This is a genomic window from Kitasatospora sp. NPDC049285, from assembly GCF_040678815.1.
Lineage (GTDB): Bacteria > Actinomycetota > Actinomycetes > Streptomycetales > Streptomycetaceae > Kitasatospora.
On record NZ_JBFAQR010000007.1, the window covers coordinates 73,886 to 93,793 of the forward strand.

The following is a 19,908-nucleotide window of genomic DNA, read 5'->3' on the forward strand; positions in this document are numbered from 1 at the left end:
CTCCCATGGGTACTCGTCGCCGCAGGGCGCGCCCGGTGGGGCGCGCTCGGTGCGGCAGGATGGAGAGTTGACGGAACGTCGGGGAACGGGGGTCGGTCAGCGGGGGAGCAGCTCGGCGGCCACCCGGCGGCCGGAGCGGATCGCGCCCTCCATCAGCCCGAAGAACTCGGTGCTGGTCTCGGTGCCCGCCCAGTGCACCCGCCCGTGCGGTGCGGTCAGCGCGGGGCCCAGCGACAGCCAGTCGCCCGGGCCGAACAGCGCCGCGTAACAGCCCTTGCTGAACGGCTCGTTGACCCAGTCGGTGACGTGGAAGCCGATCGGCTCCGGCAGCATCGGGAACAGCCGGGCGGCCTGCGCGACCGCGGCCGCCCGCTGCTGCCCGGCGTCCAGCGCGGCGAAGCGGTGCGCCTCCGCGCCGGTGACGAACCCGGTCAGCACGCCCGGCGACCCCTCCGGCGGGGTGTCGTCCACCGTGGACAGCAGCGGCCCGGCCGCGTTCACCGACCAGCCGGACAGGCCGTGCGCGCGCCACACCGGCTCCGGGTACACCAGGTTCAGCTTCACCGCGCAGCCCCGCCCGGTGCGCACCCCGGCCCGCGGCGCCGGCCGCCCCGGGCCGAAGTCGATCGCGTCCGCGAGCAGCGGCGGCACCGCCACCACCACCGCGTCCGCGCGGTAACTCGCCAGCTCGGTGTGGACGGTGACGCCCGCGCCGTCCTGCTCCACCGCGCGCACCGGCTCGCCGCAGCGCAGCCCGCCGCCGTCCGCGCGCAGCCGCTCGGCCAGCCGCTCGCACAGCCGGTGCGCGCCGCCGGCCACCCGGTCCTGCTGCGCGCCGCCCTCGAAGGCGTTCAGGTAGCGCAGGCCGCCGCCGGAGCGCAGGTAGGTCGCCATGTGCAGCACCGACACGTCGGCCGGATCGGCGGCCATCATCTCGCCGAGGAACAGCGGGAAGAACAACCGGGCGTCCGGGTGCGGCAGTTGCTGCTCCGCCCAGTCGGCGGCGGTCATCCCGTCCAGCAGCTCGGCGTTCGGCGTCAGCCACGGCGCGTCCGGCCGCACGGCGGCGGTGAGTTCGTCCAGCAGCTCGAACAGGTCGCCGAGCGCCACCGCGTTCAGCGGCGGGAACCGCCCGTCCCGGGTGGCGTGCTCCGGGCCGTCGCCGAGCGCGAAGCGGCTCGCTCCGAGCATCGTGGTCGGCGCCGTCTTCAGGTCCGACTCGGCGAGCAGCGCGTGCAGTTCGGTGTGCCGGTCGCCCAGGTAGGCGGCGCCCGCATCGATCCACCGGCCCGGCGCGACCTCCACGCCACGGGTCCGGCCGCCGACCGCCGGCTGCGCCTCCAGCACCGTCACCGCCACGCCGTGGCGGGCCAGTTCGGTCGCGGCGGTCAAGCCCGCCAGGCCCGCGCCGACTACCACCGCGCTCTGCACCGGGGCGCCCAGCGGGCCGCCCGGGCCGACCAGGGCGCTCATCGGGCGGCGCCCTGGACGCCCGTGAGCCCGGCGGCCGCGACCCGGTCGGCGACGCCCGCCGGGGTCGGATCGGCGACGAACTCCTCGAACGAGAGCTCCACCGCGTGGGCGCGGGCCACCGCGCTCAGCACCCGGGTGGCGATCAGCGAATCCCCGCCCAGCAGGAAGAAGTTGCCGTCCGCCGGGACCTCCGCCGCCTCCAGGACCCGGCAGAAGATCGCCGCCACCGAGTCGAGCAGCGACCCGTCGGCGGGCGGAGCGGTCGCGGGCGAGGCGGCGGCGGGCATGTCGAGGCTCATCAGGGTCTCCTTCGACCGGTGCGTGGTGCGCGTGGTCCGGCAGGTGCGAGCGGTGCGTGGTAGGCGCGGTGCTGGGGTACCTGGTCGGCTGAGCGGTGCTGGTGTGCAGGCTGAGCGCGGTGCGGGTGCGCGGTGGTGGCGCGCGGGCGGTGCGGCCGTGCTGTGCAGGAGGTCTGACGGGTCGTCAGATCACGGTGCGTACTGCGGTGGTGCGGGGGTCTGCGGAGTCCGTACGGGGCGGTCAGTGCACGGGTACGGCGCCGTGCAGGCGGTGCGAGGCGGCGCGGTCGACCTTGCCGCTGGCGGTGCGGACCAGGTCCGGCACCACGGTGATCCGGCTCGGCACGAGGTGCCCGGGCACCCGTTCTCGCAGGAAGGCGAGCAACTCGGCGGCCAGCGCCGGGTCCGGCCCGCCGGTGCGCGGCACCACGTAGGCGACCAGCGCCGCGCGGCCGGCCAGCGTGGTGGCGGTGACCGCCGCCGCGCCGACCTCCGGGTGGGCGCCGAGTCCGGCCTCCACCTCGGCCGGGTCGACCCGGATGCCGCGGATCTTCACCTCGTGGTCGAGGCGCCCCTGGTGGGTGAGCACCCCGTCCGGGCCGGCGCCGACCCGGTCCCCGGTGCGGAAGTACCGCCGCCCGTCCGCGGTGGTGGTGAACCGCTCGGCGGTGGCCTCCGGCAGGCCCAGGTAGCCGAGCGCCAGGGCCGGGCCGCCGATCAGCAACTCGCCGTCCGGGCCGACGACTTCCTCGACGTGCGGCAGCGCGCGGCCGATCGGCGCCCGCGCGGCCGGGTCCCAGGGGGCGCCGGGCCGGGCGGAGTCCGGGCCCAGCAGGTCCACCGCGTGGGTGATCAGCGTGGTCTCGGTGCAGCCGTAGGTGTTCAGCAGCCTGATCCCCGCGGTGTCCAGCCGGCTCCAGTCGGCCAGCCGGGCCGGATTCGCCGCCTCGCCGCCGATCACCACCAGCCGTACGCAGGACGGGAGTCCGGCGCCGGGACCGTCCTCCGCCAGGTGCAGCACCAGCTCGTGCCAGAACGCCGTCGGCAGGTCCAGCACCGTGACGCCGCGCTGCTCGACCATCCGCAGCAGCCGCGGGAAGGACGCCGAGTGCGCCTCCGCGTCGAACACCAGCCGGGCGCCCGCGGTCAGCGTCGGCAGGATCTCCTCGAAGCAGGTGTCCCAGTTCAGCGAGGCGAACTGCAGGACACGGTCCTCGAGGGTGATCCCGAACAGCGCGCGCAGTGACGCCGTCGACGCGGAGATCGCCCCGCGCGGCGTCAGCACCGGCTTCGGGCGGCCGGTCGACCCCGAGGTGAAGAGCAGGTAGGCCGGATCGTCCGGCTGCGCCGTGACCCGCCGGTCGGTGCCCGGGTCGCCCGCAGCTGCCAACTCAACGTGCTGAATTCCGAGTTGACCGGCCAGCGCGTCGGCATCCCGGCCGACCAGGGTGCGGCAGCCGGCCGCCGCGACCATCGCCCGCTGCCGCTCGACCGGGAACGCCGGGTCGATCGGGCAGTAGACGCCGCCGGCCGCGAGGATCCCGAGCAGCGCCACGACGGTGTCGGGGGTGTGCGTCGCCGGCACCGCGACCGGGCTCGGTCGTGGGCCCAGCCGGTCGGCCAACTGGTCGACCGATAACGCGAGTTGCCGGTAAGTCAGGGTGTTGCCGTGGTGCTCGATCGCGATTCGTCCGGGCCACCGCAGAACGGTATCCGCGAACACCTCCAGCAGGTCGGATCGCGACCCGCTGACATCGCCGTTCTTTGACATGCCCGCTCCAAGATAATGCCCAGAGGTGCCCGTCCGTGCTTCGGCGAACCGGGACTCTACCTCTCAGCTTGCGGAGTCACAATGGCCGTTACGGCGACTTCCCAGAGGATCTGTGACAGAACTGTGAACGGCGGCCGGGCGGTCGTTGATCACGTTCCGTGGCGGTGGAGCCCTGGTGAATGCCCGTGCGGGGAAGCGGATTGGACGATGCGTCGGCGAACTGGCGGGGGAGTGCCGGAAATCGGCGGCGGTGCGACGGAATCCGCGCCAGGATGCTTTGCGGACGATATGGCGGCCGGGCCAGACGATGATCGTTTCGCCGGTCCGGGCGGGCCTGGTTGGCACTCGTACAGAGATTCGAACGGCAGTTTGCGGCAGCCGTCCAGGGCGAGCGGAAAACGATTTCCCGTTACCGTCCAGGGGTATGACGAATCGTCGGCCGCGCGAATGCGAACCGCCGGACGCGCTCGGTCCGGATGACCACGGTGGGTGGTCGGGGAGCGGTCGGGACGCCCGGAACAACTCGTCCGAGTGGTGGCTCGGAATGGCCGCCGCGGACCGACCGCCCGGACGTGGTTCTCGACCGCATCCTCGCCGCGGCCCGCGTCTGACGGTCGGTCGGCTCGGGTGTGGGGGCGTCTCGTTCAGAGCGCGACGGGTTCGTCGCTGCTGTGGGCGGCGGGCGGTCCGGGACGGTAGAGGACCAGGGTGGCCACCAGGCCGACGCCGAAGATGGCCGCCGACCACCAGTAGGCGGTGGAGTAGCTGTGGATCGCGGCCTGCGCCTGCGCCTGCGGGGTCGGCTCCTTGCCGACCAGGTAGTTCGCGGCGGCGGTGGTGGCGAGCGTGTTGAGCAGCGAGGTGCCGATCGAACCGCCCACCTGCTGGCTGGTGTTGACCATCGCGGAGCCGACGCCGGCGTCCCGGGGCGCGATGCCCGCGGTGGCCAGGTTCATGCCGGGGGCGAAGATGAAGCCGAACCCGATGCCGGCCACCACCAGCGGCGGCATCACGTGCAGCGCGTAGCTGCTGTTCAGGTCCAGGAAGGTGAGCCAGACCATGGAGGCGCCGGCCAGTGCCATGCCGGTCGGCACGATCGGCTTCCCGCCGTAGCGGGGGAGCAGCACGTTGGTGGTGACGACCGAGGAGACCACCATCGCGGCGACCATCGGCAGGAAGGCCAGGCCGGTGGTCACCGGGCTGTAGCCGAGGATCTGCTGGAGGTAGTAGGTCAGGAAGAGGAAGACGCCGAAGATGCCGGCGCCGGAGATGAAGATGCCGGCGAACGACGCGCCGCGGTCCCGGTCCAGGACCACCCGCAGCGGCAGCAGCGGGTGCTCGGCGCGGGTCTGCCACCAGACGAACAGGACCAGCAGCACGCCGCCGGCCGCCAGGAAGCCCCAGGTCTGCACGTCGCCCCAGGTGTGCGACTCGGCGTTGCTGAAGCCGTAGACGATGCAGAACAGCCCGGCGCAGGCGAGCAGCGTGCCCGGGATGTCGAGCTTCGGCCGCTCGGCGGGGCGTCCGCCGTGCAGCAGCCGCATGCCGCCGACGATGGCGAGCGCCGCGAAGGCCAGGTTGACGTACAGGCACCAGCGCCAGTTCAGGTACTCGGTGAGCACGCCGCCGAGCAGCAGGCCCACCGCGCCGCCCGCGCCCGCGATGGCGCCGTAGATGCCGAACGCCTTCGACCGTTCCCGGCCGTCCCGGAAGGTGGTGGTCAGCAGCGACAGGGCCGCCGGGGCGAGCAGCGCGCCGAACGCGCCCTGCAGCGCGCGGGCGGCGACCAGCATGGTGAAGCTGGTCGCCGCACCGCCCAGCGCCGAGGCGCCGGCGAAGCCGATCAGACCGATGATGAACACCGCCTTGCGGCCCACCAGGTCGGCGATCCGGCCGCCGAGCAGCAGCAGGCTGCCGAAGGCGAGCGCGTAGGCGGTGACGATCCACTGCCGGTTGGCGTCGGAGAAGCCGAGGTCCTGCTGGGCGGAGGGCAGCGCGATGTTCACGATCGTCGCGTCCAGCACCACCATCAGCTGGGCGATGCCGATGACGGCGAGGATCCACCAGCGGTGCTCGTGCTTGCCGCCGCTCGCCGCGATGTCCACGGGCTGGGCGGCCCCGTCCACGGGCCGGACGGCTCCGGCGGGCCCCGGGGCGGCCGGTCCGACCGCGGTGTCCGCTTCGTTCCACTCGGATGAGCGATCCATGCTGACCTCCAGACGGTCCCGCCGCCGGGGCGGGCACGAAGGCAGACGTCTTGATCACCGTAGTGAGACGAGGTCCCGGTCGCGACTCGAGCACCGGCCGTGACCTGCGGGAACGAAGCGGACGCGGAGCGTGAACCCCCGGGGTCGGATACCGCGGTGATCGGGTGGCTCAGCTCAGTCGGGTGAAGGTCCAGCTCTGGGTGGTGGACGAGGTGTCGGCCTGCTGGGTCAGCGGCGCGTTGTCCGCGGTGGAGGCCGCGGTGAGGACCAGGCCGCTGTTGGCGGAGGTCAGCGCGTAGCCACTGCCGCTGGGCGTGATGATCCAGCGCTGGTTGACGGCGCCGGTGCAGGTCCACTGGACGACGGCGGCGCCGGGGCTGACGGAGACCCAGCTGACGTCGGCGCATAGGCCGGAGGAGAGGTTGCGCACCGCCCAGGTGCCGTCGCCGTTGGCGGTGAGCGTCCACTTCTGGTTGTCGCCGCCGTTGACGTGCCATCCGATCAGCGGCGTGCCCGCGGCGGTGGCGAAGTTCGGGTCGTCCACCGCCTGGCCGGCGGCGGTGATCCGGTAGACGCCGCCGGAGACCACGGGGGCGGCGGGGGCGGTGCCGGAGGGGGTGATCCGGTACAGGGCCGCCGCGTGCGGCGGGACGGCGGCGCGGACCACACCGGTGGCGTTCGTGGTGACCGCCTTGGACCACAGGTCCTTGATCGTGTACGAGTCGGCGCCGCCGATGCCGGCGGCCGCCGCCGTGGTGCCGATGGTCGCGGCCACGCCGGTGTCGTTGAACAGCGCCACCGCGCGGTCGCCGTCGGCCAGGCGCTTGACCCACATCTGGAGGCCGGAGTCGTCGGCGGCCCGGCGGCCGCCGTCGCCGAGCGGGTCCTGGTCGACCGCGATCACGTCGGGGTCGGTGAGGATGGCGTTGGTCGGCGCGGTCATCGAGCGGAGGTCGTTGCCCGCGAGCAGCGGAGCACCCATCAGCGCCCAGAGGCTGAAGTGCGCGCGGGCCTCGTCGTTGCTCAGGCCGGTGCCGACGCCGACCTCCAGCATGTCGGGGTCGTTCCAGTGCCCGGGGCCGGCCTGGTCGGCGATCGCGGGCTGCCCGTTGAGGGCGAGGATGTTGCGCACGCCCATCGGGTAGCTGTTGGTGTTGCCGGTGTTCCAGAAGGTGCCGATGTCCTCGGTGGTGCGCCAGAGGTTGGCGATGCCGCCCCAGTTGAACGCGGCGCCGGTCTTCTCGTCGTGGTACGAGTTCGGGTTGATGCTGTAGACGATCGGCCGTCCGGTGGCCCGCAGCGCGTCCCGCATCACGGTGAACCGCTGCTGCTGGTAGGCGAGATCGCCGTCCGGCGAGCACCAGTCGTACTTCAGGTAGTCGACTCCCCAGGAGGCGAAGGTGTTCGCGTCCTGCTGCTCGTGCCCCAGGCTGCCGGTCGCCCCCGGGTAGTGGCCGGGGCGCTGGGCACAGGTCAGGTCGGTCGGTACCTCGTAGATGCCGAACTTCAGGCCCTTGCCGTGGATGTAGTCGCCGAGCGCCTTCATGCCGTGCGGGAACCGCGTGGTGCTGCCCCGCAGGTTGCCGGCCGCGTCGCGGGTGGGCTCCATCCAGCAGTCGTCGACGACCACGTACTGGTAGCCGGCGGCCTTCATGCCTGAGCCGACCAGCGCGTCGGCGGCCTGCTTGATCAGGTCCTCGCTGATGTCGCAGCCGAAGGTGTTCCAGGTGTTCCACCCCATCGGCGGCGTGGCCGCCACGACGGGTGCCACGGCGGGCGACGCCGCTGACGCCTGGGGAGCGCCCAGGACCGCGCCGAGCGCGAGGACGGCGAACGCCGCGACGGCGGCCCGCCCGCCGCGGGTCCGGGTGGGGGAATGAGGCATCTGCGACTCCTGCCGACTGACACGGGATCAAATATCGTTCGGCCACAGACAACTCGGGATCGGCCCGCCGGTCAAGATCGCCGAGCCGGGTTCGTCGCGCCACCGGTACCTGAGGTGGCGTCAGCCCATCTCGCGGCTCACGACCGGATCGGGCAGCGAACCGGTGCCGACGTACCGGTCGACGGGCGTGACGGCGCGGCGGTAGGTGGCGTAGAGCAGGACGGCCGTCACGGCGGAGACCGGGAGCGCGACCAGGTTGAGCAGCAGCACGTACGGCTCGCCGGCGGCGGTGGAGTAGAACTGCAGGAAGGCCGACCGGAAGGCCATGGTGCCGAAGGTCAGGGCGGCGAGCCGCAGGGCGGTGGGCCAGCCGGAGTGGAGCAGGCGGACCGTGCGGACCGGGCCGCGGCCCTCCAGGAAGGCGGGCAGGGGGAGCAGCAGGCCGACCGCGGTGAGGTAGATGCCGACGGCGGCGATCAGCAGGGCGACGGGCAGGTCCGTGGGGTCGAGGAGAGTGGCCGGGGACCACAGCCAGGCGACGTCCTGCAGCGTCTGCGGGTTGCACAGCAGGAGCCAGAGCGTCAGCGGGGCGATCCGGCGCGGGTCGGGACGGGCACCGGTCAGGACGGACAGCTGCACCCACCAGGCCAGCGCCCCGAGCAGGGCGCCGACACCGTCCTGCACGAGGATCTCGGTCAGGTTGTAGCCGAGGAACCTCGTGGCCGTCATGGCGACCAGGTGGGCGACCGCGAGGCCCAGGTTCACCAGCAGGAGTTGCCACCAGCACGCGGTGGTCCGTTCGCGGACGATGCCCCACCAGGTCGCGTCGGGGAGTCCCGGAGTGTCGATCACCCGGGGACCGTACCGGACGCCGACGGCGCGGGGCACGGCCATTTGTGCGAAGGGCGCCGGTCGGCCGGGTGACGGCGGGTCAGGAGGTGGCGGCGGCCCAGGTGATGGCCTCGGTGCGTCGGGCGAGCGGGAAGACCCTGGTCTCGCCGGGGCTCATCCAGCCGAACAGCGAGGTGAGGTGGGTCATCCAGGCGATGTCGGTGACCAGGGCGATCCGCTTCCACGAACGGAGGTGCTCGACGCCGACCTTGAGGTCCTGCCAGAGGGCGCCGCCGGAGAGGCCGTCGAACTCGGGGATCACGATCACGAACCGGATCTCGCCCTTCGCGGCGGCCTCCTCCATCGCGGGCAGCACCACGTCGCGGTAGTCCTCGGCGCGCAGCGTGCCCTCGCCGGTCTCGAAGCCCACCACACCGGCGGGCAGGTCGCTCAGCTGCTTGATCATCGGACGGCTCCGGGTGTCGGGGCTACGGGGTCTGGACGATCTGGATCAGGTTGCCGCAGGTGTCGTCGAAGACGGCGGTGGTCACCGGGCCCATGGCGAGCGGCTCCTGGGTGAAGGCCACGCCGAGGCCGCGCAGGCGCTCGAACTCGGCCTTCACGTCGTCCACCGCGAACGAGGCGGCCGGGATGCCGTCCTCGACCAGCGCCGACTTGTACGGCGGCACCGCCCGGTGGCCGGACGGCTCCAGCAGCAGCTCCGTCCCGTCCGGCTGCTCGGGCGAGACCACGGTCAGCCAGCGGGCGCCGCCGCCGAGCGGGATGTCGCGCTTCTTCACGAAGCCCAGCACGTCCGCGTAGAAGCGCAGCGCCTGCTCCTGGTCGTCGACGAAGACGCTGGTGACGTGGATCCTCATGGACTGCCCTCCGGGCTTCGCGGAGCCGGCACGCCCGGCCCCGGCCATCGTCCGGCACGGGCCCGCCCCGGGCAAGCACCGACCTGCCGGGGCACAGCGGTCGTTCGGGCAGCTCACGGCACAGGGGTGGTTCGGGCGGCTCAGGGGGCGGCGGGGAGCCGGGCGGCGACGGCGTCGAGGAGCAGGTCGAGGGCGAGCGGGTAGGCGCTGCGCGGCATGTCGGCGGCGAGCAGGTGGACGGTGGCGGCGATGTGCGGGTGGGTGTCGGGGGAGAGGCCGCGGTAGGCGGTGTTCCAGACCGCGAGGTCGGCCTGCTGGGCGGCGGCGGGCAGGGCGAATACCGCCGAGTCCAGGACGGCGAAGCCCAACGCCTGGTCGATGAAGGCGTGGTAGAGCGGGACGGCCTCGGTGTCGGGGAAGCCGGCGTCGCGCAGGATGCCGAGCATGGTCTCGATCGCCCGGATCTCGTTGGCCCGGCCGGTGGTGCGGTACGCGGCGAGGACCGCGGCCTGCGGGTGCGCCTGGTAGCAGGCGCGGATCCGCAGGCCGACCTCGCGCAGGTCCGCGCGCCACTCGCCGGTCGGCTGCCAGCCCCGCAGGCCGAGGCCGATGAGCTCGTCGGCGACGGCGAGCAGCAGGTCGTCGGCGCTGCGGAAGTAGCGGTAGATCGCGCTCGGGTCGGCGCCGAGCGCGGCGCCGAGCCGGCGGACGCTGAACGCCTGGGCGCCGTGCTGGCCGACCAGGCGCAGCGCCGTCTCGACGATGACCTGCTCGGACAGGACGGTGCCCTGCTTGGTGGGGCGCCGCCGGCGGCGCTCGGGTTCGGGAACGACGCGGTCGGTCATGGCCGCCGAGCTTACGACAACGCCATTGACGTGTGAAGTGCCGGACGGTTTCATCTCAACCTCCACCCGGAGTCGGCCCGACCTCGGCCGGAGCGTGAACGCTCCGGGTGCGGACACCCCCATGTCGGCGCGCCCGTCGCGTGTGCGCGCCCTCCCCCACGACAGATCTCGGCGGTGATCCATTGGCTAGGACGGTCAAGGACCGGGGCCCGGTCCCGGACGGCGGCTCGGCGGCCGCGATGCGCAGGACGGTCGGCGTCGGCGGCGTGGTGGTGATCGCCGCGTCCAGTACCGCGGCCACCACCAGCATCGGCATCGGCCTGGGCCTGATGGCGGGCGTGGTCGGCCTGCACCTGCCGGCCATCATGCTGCTGGCGTTCCTGCCGGTGCTCGGCATCGCCGCCGGCTACGGCCGGCTCGGCCGTGACGACCCGGACGCGGGCAGCAGCTACCGCTGGGTGGGCCGGGCGCTCAACCCGTGGCTGGGCTTCCTCACCGGCTGGGTGAACATCCTGACCACCGTGGTGTTCATGGCGTACACCACCACGGTCACCGGCTCGGCGATCATCCAACTGCTCGGCAAGGCCGGGCTGCACTCGGTCGGCGGGCTGGCACTGGACGCGGACTCCAGCTTCCAGGCCACCCTGATCGGCATGCTGGTGCTGCTGACCGCCACCGTCGTCGCGGTGCGCGGCCTGGACCTGGCGGCGGCGCTGCAGAAGTACCTGCTGATCTTCGAGTACGCGGTCCTGCTGGCGTTCTGCGGCTACGGCCTGTTCGCCGGCGACCAGCCGTTCTCGCTCGACTGGTACGACCCGTTCGCCATCCCGTCGTTGGCGGCGCTGGCCCAGGGCATGGTGCTGGCGGTCTTCTGCTACTGGGGCTTCGAGTCGGTGTTCAGCGTCGGCGAGGAGGTGCACGACCCGAAGGACGCCTCCCGGGGCGGCTTCTGGTCCCTGCTGATGATGCTCGGGCTGTTCCTGTTCGCCGGCACCGCCTTCCAACGGGTGCTGCCGATGGACGAGTTGGCCGACAACGGGGCCAGCGGACTGGCGTACTTCGCCGACCGCCTCGCCCACCAGCCGCTGGCCGCACTGCCGTTGGTCGCCCTGATGTTCTCCGCCGCCGCCTCGCTGCAGGCCTCGGTGATCCCCACCGCCCGCGGCACCTACGCGATGGGCCGGGACGGCACCCTCGGCCCGGTGTGGACCCGGCTCCACCCGCGCCACCGCACCCCCGCCGTCGGCACCTGGCTGATCACCGGCATCTCGCTGCTGCTGGCGGCGCTCTCGCTGGTGATCCCGACCGTCACCGAGCTGATCTCGGCCACCGTCAACGCGATCGGCATCGTGGTCGCGCTGTACTACGCGCTCACCGCGATCGCCTCCGCGGTGCGCTTCCGCCACCTGCTGCGCGAGGACCTCGCCGAGGGGCTGAAGGCGGTGGTCGCGCCGCTGCTCGGCGCGGCGGTGCTGCTGCTGGTCGGCGGCTACCTCGCCTGGACCTTCTACGACTCCACCGACCACTTCGAACTCGCCGCCGACAACGGCTGGTTCGAGCTGTCCGTGCCGGTGCTGATGATCGGCAGCGGACTCGTCGCCGCCGCGTGGTCGCGGTTCCGCCGCCGCTCGGCGTACTTCACCGGCGAACCGGCCCCCACCGCCGCCTGACATCCACCTGACCGTCAGTCAACTCCCGTACCCGGAAGAGAAATCGGAGCACCACCCATGACCCACGCCGACCTGGTCCTCACCGGAGGACCGATCCACACCGGCGACAGCGCGCGGACCCGGGCCACCAGCCTGGCCGTCTCCGGCGAGCGGATCGTCGCGGTGGGCCACGACGAGGTACGGGAGTTGATCGGCCCGCGCACCGAGGTCGTGGACCTGCACGGCAAGCTGCTGATCGCCGGCTTCCAGGACGCGCACGTCCACGCGGTGTACGGCGGCGTCGAGATGGCCGAGTGCGACCTGACCGGCACCGTCGGGGTCGCCGAGTACCTGGAGCGGATCGCCGGGTACGCCGCCGCCAACCCGGACCGGGCCTGGATCACCGGCGGCGGCTGGTCCCTGGAGAGCTTCGAAGGCGGCCTGCCCACCCGGCAGTTGCTCGACCGGGTGGTACCGGACCGGCCGGTGCTGCTGGCCAACCGCGACCACCACGGCGCCTGGGCCAACACCCGCGCGCTGGAACTCGCCGGACTCACCCGCGACACCCCCGACCCCGCCGACGGCCGGATCGAACGCGAGCCGGACGGCACCCCCAGCGGCATGCTGCAGGAGGGCGCGGTCGGCCTGGTCGGTCGGCACACCCCCGACACCACCGCCGCCGACCGCCTCGCCGGACTGCTGCGCGCGCAGGCGCTGCTGCACTCGATGGGCATCACCGCCTGGCAGGACGCGCTGCTCGGCGAGTTCGGCGGCCATCCCGACCCGTCCGACGCCTACCGGACCGCCGCCGAGGACGGCACGCTGACCGCCCGGGTGGTCGGCGCACTCTGGTGGGACCGCGAGCGCGGCGCCGAGCAGATCCCCGAACTCGTCGAGCGCCGCGCGACGTCGAGCCACGGACGGTTCCGCGCCGGATCGGTGAAGATCATGCAGGACGGCATCGCGGAGAACTTCACCGCTGCCCTCACCAGCCCCTACCTGGACGGCTGCGGCTGCGCCACCGGCAACAGCGGCCTCAGCTTCGTCGACCCGGTCGCGCTGCGCTCGCACGTCACCGCACTCGACGCGCTCGGCTTCCAGGTGCACTTCCACGCGCTCGGCGACCGCGCCGTCCGCGAGGCCCTCGACGCGATCGAGGCCGCCCGCGCGGCGAACGGCCGGCGGGACACCCGGCACCACCTGGCACACCTGCAGGTGGTCCACCCCGACGACGTGGCGCGGTTCGCCGCACTCGGCGCGATCGCCAACATCCAGCCGCTGTGGGCCGCGCACGAGCCGCAGATGGACGAGCTCACCATCCCCTTCCTCGGGCCCGAACGCGCCGCCTGGCAGTACCCGTTCGGCGACCTGCTGCGCAGCGGGGCCACCCTGGCCGCCGGCAGCGACTGGCCGGTCTCCAGTCCCGTCCCGCTCGAAGGCATCCACGTCGCCGTCAACCGCCGCGAACCCGGCGCCGCCCCCGACACCCCCGTCTTCCTCCCCGAACAGCGCCTCGACCTGGCCACCGCCCTCGCCGCCTACACCGCCGGCACCGCCCACCTCAACCACCTCGACGACACCGGCATCCTCCGCCCCGGCCACCTCGCCGACCTCGTCGTCCTCGACCGCGACCCCTTCGCCGCCCCCACCGACGAGATCGCCGCCACCCAGGTCCTGCGCACCTACGTCGGCGGCCGGGCCGTGCACGTCACCGAGTAGCCGCCGCGGCGAAGTGGTAACCGCCCGGTCCGGCAGGGTGTCAGGACGGTGCCGGGCGGCCTGACAGGGTGTTCGTTGCCGGGTGGGGGAGGGCGCGGTTAGCGTCCGTGGGCGTACGGACCCCACATCCCCGGAAGCAGGTACGGCATGGCTACCGTCAACGGCGGCGTCTCCTTCTGGTACGCGGCCGACGGACTGCCGGCGCGGCGACCGGCGCTTACCGGGGACGTCGCGGCGGACGTCTGCGTGGTCGGGGGCGGGTACACCGGGCTGTGGACCGCGTACTACCTGAAGAAGGCCGCGCCGGAGCTCGAAATCGTGCTGCTGGAACGGGAGTTCTGCGGATACGGGGCGTCCGGTCGAAACGGCGGGTGGCTGTACAACGGCATCGCGGGGCGGGAGCGCTACGCCCGGCTGCACGGGGTGGCGGCGGCCCGGCGGCTGCAGCTGGCGATGAACGACACGGTCGCCGAGACCCTGCGGGCGGCCGCGGCGGAGGGCATCGACTGCGACGCGCACCAGGGCGGGGTGCTCACCGTGGCCACCAGCGAGGCCCAACTGGGCAGGCTGCAAGCGGCGTTCGAGCACGAGACGGCCTTCGGCGCGGACGACGTGCAGTACCTGGACGCCGCGCAGACCGCCGAACGGCTCCACGTGCAGGGCGCGTTGGGCTCGACCTGGAGCCGGCACGGCGCGCGCGTCCACCCGGCGAAGCTGGTGCTCGGGCTGGCGGCGGCCGTGGAGCGGCTCGGCGTGAAGGTCCACGAGTCCACGCCCGTCACGGAGTTGGCGAGCGGACGGGCCGTCACCCCGGACGGCACGGTGCGGGCCCGCCACGTGCTGCGCTGCACCGAGGGGTTCACCGCCGAGCTGCGCGGGCACAAGCGCGCCTGGCTGCCGATGAACTCCTCGATGATCGCCACCGAGCCGCTGCCGGCCGAAGTGTGGGACGCGATCGGCTGGGACGGCCGCGAGGTGCTCGGCGACGAGGCGCACGCCTACATGTACGCGCAGCGCACCGCCGACGACCGGATCGCACTCGGCGGCCGCGGCCACCCGTACCGCTACGGCTCGCGGATCGACCAGGACGGGCGGACCCCGGACGCGACGGTCGGTCAACTGCGGGCCGTCCTGGGCCGGATGTTCCCCGCGGCGGCCGACGCCCGGATCGACCACGCCTGGTCGGGGGTGCTCGGGGTGCCCCGCGACTGGTGCGCCACCGTCGACCTCGACCCGGCGAGCGGCCTCGGCTGGGCGGGCGGCTACGTCGGCAGCGGTGTGGCCACCACCAACCTGGCCGGCCGGACCCTGCGCGACCTGGTGCTCCGCGACCTCGGCCGCACCGGCGACACCGACCTCACCACCCTGCCCTGGGTCTCCCACCGCGTCCGCCGCTGGGAGCCCGAACCGCTCCGCTACCTCGGCGTCCACACCCTCTACTCCGTCTACCGCCACGCCGACCGACGGGAGACCACCACCACCTCCGCCCTGGCCACCCTCGCCGACCGCATCTCGGGCCGCCACTAACGCTTCTTCTTGGACGACGCCGGGCCATCAGGGGGTCAGGGGCGGTGCAGGACCGAGGCTTCGAAGGTGCGGAAGTCGCGTTCCTGCTGCCACTCCAGCGCCGCCTTGGGGCTCGCGGCCAGCAGTGCGCGGCACCTGGGGGAGGGCTCGGTGCCCAGCGGGCGGCCGGAGCACTCGGGGACGGGCTGGAAGCCGTCGCGGTCGCGCCAGAGGCTGCGGCCGGCGGCGAAGCCGTACTCGAGGGAGGTGCGGGCCAGGTCCTTGAGGTCGCGGTAGGAGAGGCCGTACTGCTGGGTGGCCCGGACGTACTCGTGGGTGATGTCGATCCGCTCGACGCCCGGGTCGTCGGTGGACAGCGCGGTCGGGACGCCGTACTTGCGGTAGAGCGGGAACGGGTGGTCCGGGCCGGAGACCTGGAGGATCTGGGCGTTGCTGGTCAGCGGCACCTCGATCAGGACCTTGCGCTCCGCGAGGGTGCGCAGCAGGTCCGCCGAGTCGTCCTCGTGCACCACGTCGACGCCGTGCCCGATCCGCTCGGCGTGCCCGGTGGTGACCGCCTCGCGGATGTGGAAGCGCAGGTCCTCCGGCTTGACCAGGCCGGGGACCAGCTCGCCCGCGTGCAGGCTGATGTGCGCCTTCGGGTAGAGCGGGTGCAGGAAGTCCAGCATCTGCATCTGGAGCCGGTAGTTGTCCAGCGAGGACTGGTAGTCCTCGGGCTGGACCAGGTTCACCGCGACGAAGCGCTCGTCCTGGGAGGCCAGTTCCATGCCCAGCAGCAGCTGGGCGAAGACCCGCGCCGGGGTGGACGCCCGGGAGGCCTGCGAGATGATCCGCACCGTGACCGCGCAGCCGGGGCGGGCCCCGGCCGTGCCGCACTGCTCGGTGCCCTGGTATTCGGCGAGCCCCTGGTCCAGGTCGCTGCGGGCCGAGTCCACCAGCGCCTGGACCTGGCCGTCCGCCAGCAGCTTGCCGCGCAGCGCCGCGAAGTCCGGGTCGAAGCCGACCTTCGCGGCCAGCGCCGCCACGCCGACCGAGGCCGGGGTGATCATGGTCTCCAGGTAGCTCTGGTGCTGGGCCGCCATGGTGTCGGTCACCTCGGCCAGCATCCGGCCCGGGTGGCGCCAGCTGGCCTCGCCGAACTTCCCGAAGGTGGCGAAGAAGTGGTCGTGGCCGGACTCCGGGCCGGGGGTGAAGTCCTGCATCGACCAGGCCCGGATCACCGCGGTGCGGAACCCCTGGTCGTCGATCGCGTCCTGGGCGGGCCGGGCGGTGGCCGGGCAGGGGCCGGTCATCGAGGTGTAGGTGGCGGAGTCGATGCAGAGCCCGTCGTCCGCCGCCAGCTGGATCAGCAGCTCGGTGGAGACCGCGCCCGAGAGGTGGTTGTGCAGGTCAGCGCCCTTCGGCAGCTCCCGCAGGAACGCCCCGAGCCGCCCGGGGTCGTTGCGGATCGCCTCCAGCTTCCGGGCCACGGCGGGCTCGGACGGACGGGACCCGGGCGTCTGCGCCTCGGCGTGGGCGGGGGCCAGCGGGAGCAGCAGTGCCGCGCACGCGACGACGGCGGCCGTGGTGGTTCGGCGTAGCGAGATCATGAACGCCATGCTGACGGTCCGTCAGCATGGGCGTTCCGGCTGCCCGCGCGTGTCGTCGGTACACCATCCGAACGGGTGGCATGCCCGGGGCGGGTACGGGGAAGGGCCGGGGCAGTCCCGAGGCGGGGCCGAGGCCCCGCCTGCGGCGCGCGGGCCTACTTGGCGCGCTTCTCCTTCTCCTTCTGCCGCTCGCTCTCCTTGCGGACGTCCGCCTGGGTGGCGCGCTCGCGCTGCAGCCACTCCGGGTTCTCGTCCCGCAGGGCGTTGATCTGCTCGGTGGTGAGCGCCTCGGTCACCCCGGCGCGGGCCAGGCCGGTGACGGAGACGCCGAGGCGGGCGGCGACCACCTGGCGCGGGTGCGGACCGGTGCGGCGCAGCTCGGCGAGCCAGGCCGGCGGCTCGGCCTGCATGGCGTTCAGCTGGTCGCGGGTCACCACGCCCGCCTGGAACTCCTCGGGCGTGGCCGCCAGGTAGATCCCCAGCTTCTTGGCCGCGGTCGCGGGCTTCATGGACTGGGAGGTCTTCGGCTTGGGCGTGTTCATGCGCTCAAGGGTAAGGCAGAGCGTGACCACCCCGGTGACGGTGGGTAGCCTGGCTGCGTGACAGAGACCCAGCCGACCGCCGCCTTCCGCCTCGTGTACGTCCCCGGGGTGACCCCCACCAAGTGGCTGCGGGTGTGGGCCGAGCGCTTGCCGGACGTGCCGCTGGAGCTGCTCCAGGCGACCGCCGCGGAGGGCGCGGACCTGCTGGTCGGCGGCGGTGCGGACGCCGGACTGGTGCGGCTGCCGGTGGACCGGACGGTGCTGAGCGCGATCCCGCTGTACACCGAGGCCACGGTGGTGGTCTTCCCCAAGGACCACTGGCTGGCCGCCGCGGAGGAGGTCGCCGTCGACGACCTCGCCGAGGAGGTCGTCTTCCATCCGCAGGACGACACGCTGGTCTGGGAGCAGCTGCCCGGCCGTCCCGCGTTCGAGCGCCCGGCGACCACCGGCGACGCGATCGAGCTGGTCGCGGCCAACGTCGGCGTGCTCGCGGTGCCGCAGTCGCTGGCCCGGCTGCACCACCGGCGGGACCTGACCTACCGGCCCCTGGTGGACGTCCCGCAGTCGCAGGTGGCGCTGGCCTGGCCGGAGGCCGCCACCACCGACCTGGTGGAGGAGTTCATCGGCATCGTCCGCGGCCGCACCGCCAACAGCTCGCGCGGCCGGGCCGCCGCCGACCGGCAGCCGGACGCGAAGAAGGCCGACGCGAAGAAGCAGCCGCCGAGGAAGGCGGCGAAGGCGGCGCAGGGCCAGAAGCCGGCGCCGGGTCAGAAGTCGCCGCAGAGGAAGACCGGGGCGCGCACCCCGGCGCGCCCGCCGCAGGCCAGGAAGGGCCGCAAGCGCGGCTGAGCCCGGGAGAGTTGACGAACCGTCGGGTCCGGCCGGGAGGGGCTTCCGGCTGGTGGGACGGTGTGGCCCCCATCATGGTCGACGGGCATGCTTGCCCTACCGACCGAGGAGGATGGCCACGATGGCGCACGCACGGGCCGGGCAGCCGGCCGAGCCGCAGGACCTGATCGACGTCGCCCAGTTGGTGACGGCGTACTACACGCTCCACCCGTCCCCGGCGGAGGTCGCCCAGCGGGTGGCGTTCGGCACCTCCGGGCACCGGGGGTCGTCCCTGCGGACGGCGTTCAACGAGGACCACATCGCCGCGACCGCCCAGGCGATCTGCGACTACCGGGCCGAACAGGGCACCACCGGGCCGCTGTTCCTCGGCATCGACACCCACGCGCTGTCCGAGCCGGCCCGGGCCACCACGCTGGAGGTGCTGGCCGCCAACGAGGTCACGGTGCTGCTGGACAGCGCCGACGGGTACACCCCGACCCCGGCCGTCTCGCACGCCATCCTCACCCACAACCGCACCCGCCCGTCGGCCCTCGCCGACGGCATCGTGGTGACCCCCTCGCACAACCCGCCCGCCGACGGCGGCTTCAAGTACAACCCGCCGCACGGCGGACCGGCCGACTCCACCGCCACCGGCTGGATCGAGCGCCGCGCCAACGAACTGCTGGCCGCCGGCCTCGCGGGCGTCCGGCGGATTCCGTACACCCGGGCGCTGGCCGCCGTCACCACCGGCCGCTACGACTTCCTCGGCGCGTACGTCGACGACCTGCCCGCCGTCCTGGACCTGGACGCCGTCCGCGCCTCCGGGCTGCGGATCGGCGCCGACCCGCTCGGCGGCGCCGCGGTCGCGTACTGGGGACGGATCGCCGAGACGCACCGGCTCGACCTCACGGTGGTCAACCCGCTGACCGACCCCACCTGGCGGTTCATGACGCTGGACTGGGACGGCAAGATCCGGATGGACTGCTCCTCCCCGTACGCGATGGCCTCGCTGATCGAGCGGCGGGACGCCTTCGCGCTCGCCACCGGCAACGACGCGGACGCCGACCGGCACGGCATCGTCACCCCCGACGGCGGGCTGATGAACCCCAACCACTACCTGGCCGTCGCCATCGACCACCTGTACCGCCACCGGGACGGCTGGCCGGCCGTCGCCGCCGTCGGCAAGACCCTGGTGTCCTCCTCGATGATCGACCGGGTGGCCGCCCGGCTCGGTCGGCCGCTGCTCGAAGTCCCGGTCGGCTTCAAGTGGTTCGTCGACGGGCTGCTCACCGGCAGCGTCGCCTTCGGCGGCGAGGAGTCCGCCGGGGCGTCCTTCCTGCGCCGCGACGGGCAGCCGTGGACCACCGACAAGGACGGCATCCTGCTCGCCCTGCTGGCCTCCGAGATCACCGCCGTCACCGGCCGCACCCCCTCCGAGCACTACCGGGACCTCACCGCCGAGCACGGCGACCCCGTGTACGCCCGGGTCGACGCCCCCGCCGACCGCGCGCAGAAGGCCGCCCTGGCCGCGCTCGACGCCTCGCAGGTCACCGCCGACGAACTGGCCGGCGAGCCGATCACCGCCGTCCTCACCCACGCCCCCGGCAACGGCGCGGCGATCGGCGGCCTCAAGGTCTGCACCGAGAACGCCTGGTTCGCCGCCCGGCCGTCCGGCACCGAGGACGTCTACAAGATCTACGCCGAGAGCTTCCTGGGCGCCGACCACCTCACCCGGGTCCAGGACGAGGCCCGCACGCTGGTCGGGGAGGTGCTGGCCAAGCTGTAGTCCGGTGTCGATGGGTGTTGCATTGCGATCCTTGATGTTCGAAGATGTTTGATGTAGCTCGGCGAGTCGTCGAGCCGTG

At 73.3% G+C, this 19,908-nt stretch carries 16 protein-coding genes; 5 read left to right on the plus strand and 11 right to left on the minus strand.

Features of this window, described 5'->3' with window-relative positions; genetic code table 11:
* Positions 1-96: 96 nt before the first annotated feature.
* From AB0K51_RS07335 to AB0K51_RS07375, 9 genes are all read right to left on the minus strand, one after another.
* Positions 97-1,473 (minus strand): FAD-dependent oxidoreductase, encoded by a 1,377-nt coding sequence (locus AB0K51_RS07335; RefSeq protein ID WP_363451522.1) that lies wholly within the window; start codon positions 1,471-1,473, stop codon positions 97-99.
* On the minus strand, positions 1,470-1,772 hold the full coding sequence (locus AB0K51_RS07340) for a phosphopantetheine-binding protein (RefSeq protein ID WP_363451524.1): 303 nt from the start codon (positions 1,770-1,772) through the stop codon (positions 1,470-1,472). The genes AB0K51_RS07335 and AB0K51_RS07340 overlap by 4 nt, the downstream gene beginning before the upstream one ends.
* A gap of 241 nt (positions 1,773-2,013) precedes the next feature.
* The gene (locus tag AB0K51_RS07345) at positions 2,014-3,543 is read right to left on the minus strand and encodes an amino acid adenylation domain-containing protein (RefSeq protein ID WP_363451526.1); all 1,530 of its coding nucleotides are present in this window, start codon (positions 3,541-3,543) and stop codon (positions 2,014-2,016) included.
* A 644-nt stretch (positions 3,544-4,187) separates the two neighbouring features.
* Entirely contained in the window at positions 4,188-5,750 is a 1,563-nt protein-coding gene (locus tag AB0K51_RS07350) for an MFS transporter (protein ID WP_363451528.1), read from the minus strand.
* Between the two features lie 169 nt (positions 5,751-5,919).
* The gene (locus AB0K51_RS07355; RefSeq protein ID WP_363451530.1) at positions 5,920-7,635 is read right to left on the minus strand and encodes an alpha-galactosidase; all 1,716 of its coding nucleotides are present in this window, start codon (positions 7,633-7,635) and stop codon (positions 5,920-5,922) included.
* A 120-nt stretch (positions 7,636-7,755) separates the two neighbouring features.
* Positions 7,756-8,487 carry a hypothetical protein gene (locus tag AB0K51_RS07360; RefSeq protein WP_363451532.1) on the minus strand — a complete coding sequence of 244 codons (732 nt, stop codon included), beginning with the start codon at positions 8,485-8,487 and terminating at the stop codon, positions 7,756-7,758.
* A gap of 79 nt (positions 8,488-8,566) precedes the next feature.
* A complete protein-coding gene (locus AB0K51_RS07365) occupies positions 8,567-8,932 on the minus strand; it encodes an STAS/SEC14 domain-containing protein (protein ID WP_363451534.1) in 366 nt (121 codons plus the stop codon).
* Between the two features lie 22 nt (positions 8,933-8,954).
* Complete coding sequence (locus AB0K51_RS07370) at positions 8,955-9,344, minus strand: VOC family protein (RefSeq protein ID WP_363451536.1); 390 nt, start codon at positions 9,342-9,344, stop codon at positions 8,955-8,957.
* 140 nt (positions 9,345-9,484) lie between these two features.
* Complete coding sequence (locus tag AB0K51_RS07375) at positions 9,485-10,189, minus strand: TetR/AcrR family transcriptional regulator (RefSeq protein ID WP_363451538.1); 705 nt, start codon at positions 10,187-10,189, stop codon at positions 9,485-9,487.
* Positions 10,190-10,428: 239 nt separating this feature from the next.
* On the opposite strand from AB0K51_RS07375, the gene AB0K51_RS07380 reads away from it, so the two are divergent.
* The 3 genes from AB0K51_RS07380 to AB0K51_RS07390 all read left to right on the plus strand — a co-directional run bounded on the left by AB0K51_RS07380 (position 10,429) and on the right by AB0K51_RS07390 (position 15,084).
* Complete coding sequence (locus AB0K51_RS07380) at positions 10,429-11,859, plus strand: APC family permease (protein WP_363451747.1); 1,431 nt, start codon at positions 10,429-10,431, stop codon at positions 11,857-11,859.
* Between the two features lie 57 nt (positions 11,860-11,916).
* Positions 11,917-13,557, plus strand: coding sequence for an amidohydrolase (locus AB0K51_RS07385; RefSeq protein ID WP_363451540.1), 1,641 nt, complete (start codon positions 11,917-11,919; stop codon positions 13,555-13,557).
* 147 nt (positions 13,558-13,704) lie between these two features.
* Positions 13,705-15,084 (plus strand): FAD-dependent oxidoreductase, encoded by a 1,380-nt coding sequence (locus tag AB0K51_RS07390; protein WP_363451542.1) that lies wholly within the window; start codon positions 13,705-13,707, stop codon positions 15,082-15,084.
* A gap of 35 nt (positions 15,085-15,119) precedes the next feature.
* Here AB0K51_RS07390 and AB0K51_RS07395 read toward each other — a convergent pair whose 3' ends face one another.
* Together AB0K51_RS07395 and AB0K51_RS07400 are read right to left on the minus strand one after the other, a co-directional pair.
* Positions 15,120-16,682, minus strand: coding sequence for an adenosine deaminase (locus tag AB0K51_RS07395; protein ID WP_363451544.1), 1,563 nt, complete (start codon positions 16,680-16,682; stop codon positions 15,120-15,122).
* A gap of 146 nt (positions 16,683-16,828) precedes the next feature.
* On the minus strand, positions 16,829-17,215 hold the full coding sequence (locus AB0K51_RS07400) for a DUF5997 family protein (RefSeq protein WP_363451546.1): 387 nt from the start codon (positions 17,213-17,215) through the stop codon (positions 16,829-16,831).
* A 57-nt stretch (positions 17,216-17,272) separates the two neighbouring features.
* On the opposite strand from AB0K51_RS07400, the gene AB0K51_RS07405 reads away from it, so the two are divergent.
* Both AB0K51_RS07405 and pgm read left to right on the plus strand, forming a co-directional pair.
* Positions 17,273-18,064: a LysR substrate-binding domain-containing protein gene (locus AB0K51_RS07405; RefSeq protein WP_363451548.1), complete on the plus strand. Its 792-nt coding sequence runs from the start codon at positions 17,273-17,275 to the stop codon at positions 18,062-18,064.
* A 121-nt stretch (positions 18,065-18,185) separates the two neighbouring features.
* A complete protein-coding gene (gene pgm / locus AB0K51_RS07410) occupies positions 18,186-19,829 on the plus strand; it encodes a phosphoglucomutase (alpha-D-glucose-1,6-bisphosphate-dependent) (protein ID WP_363451550.1) in 1,644 nt (547 codons plus the stop codon).
* Positions 19,830-19,908 lie beyond the last annotated feature (79 nt).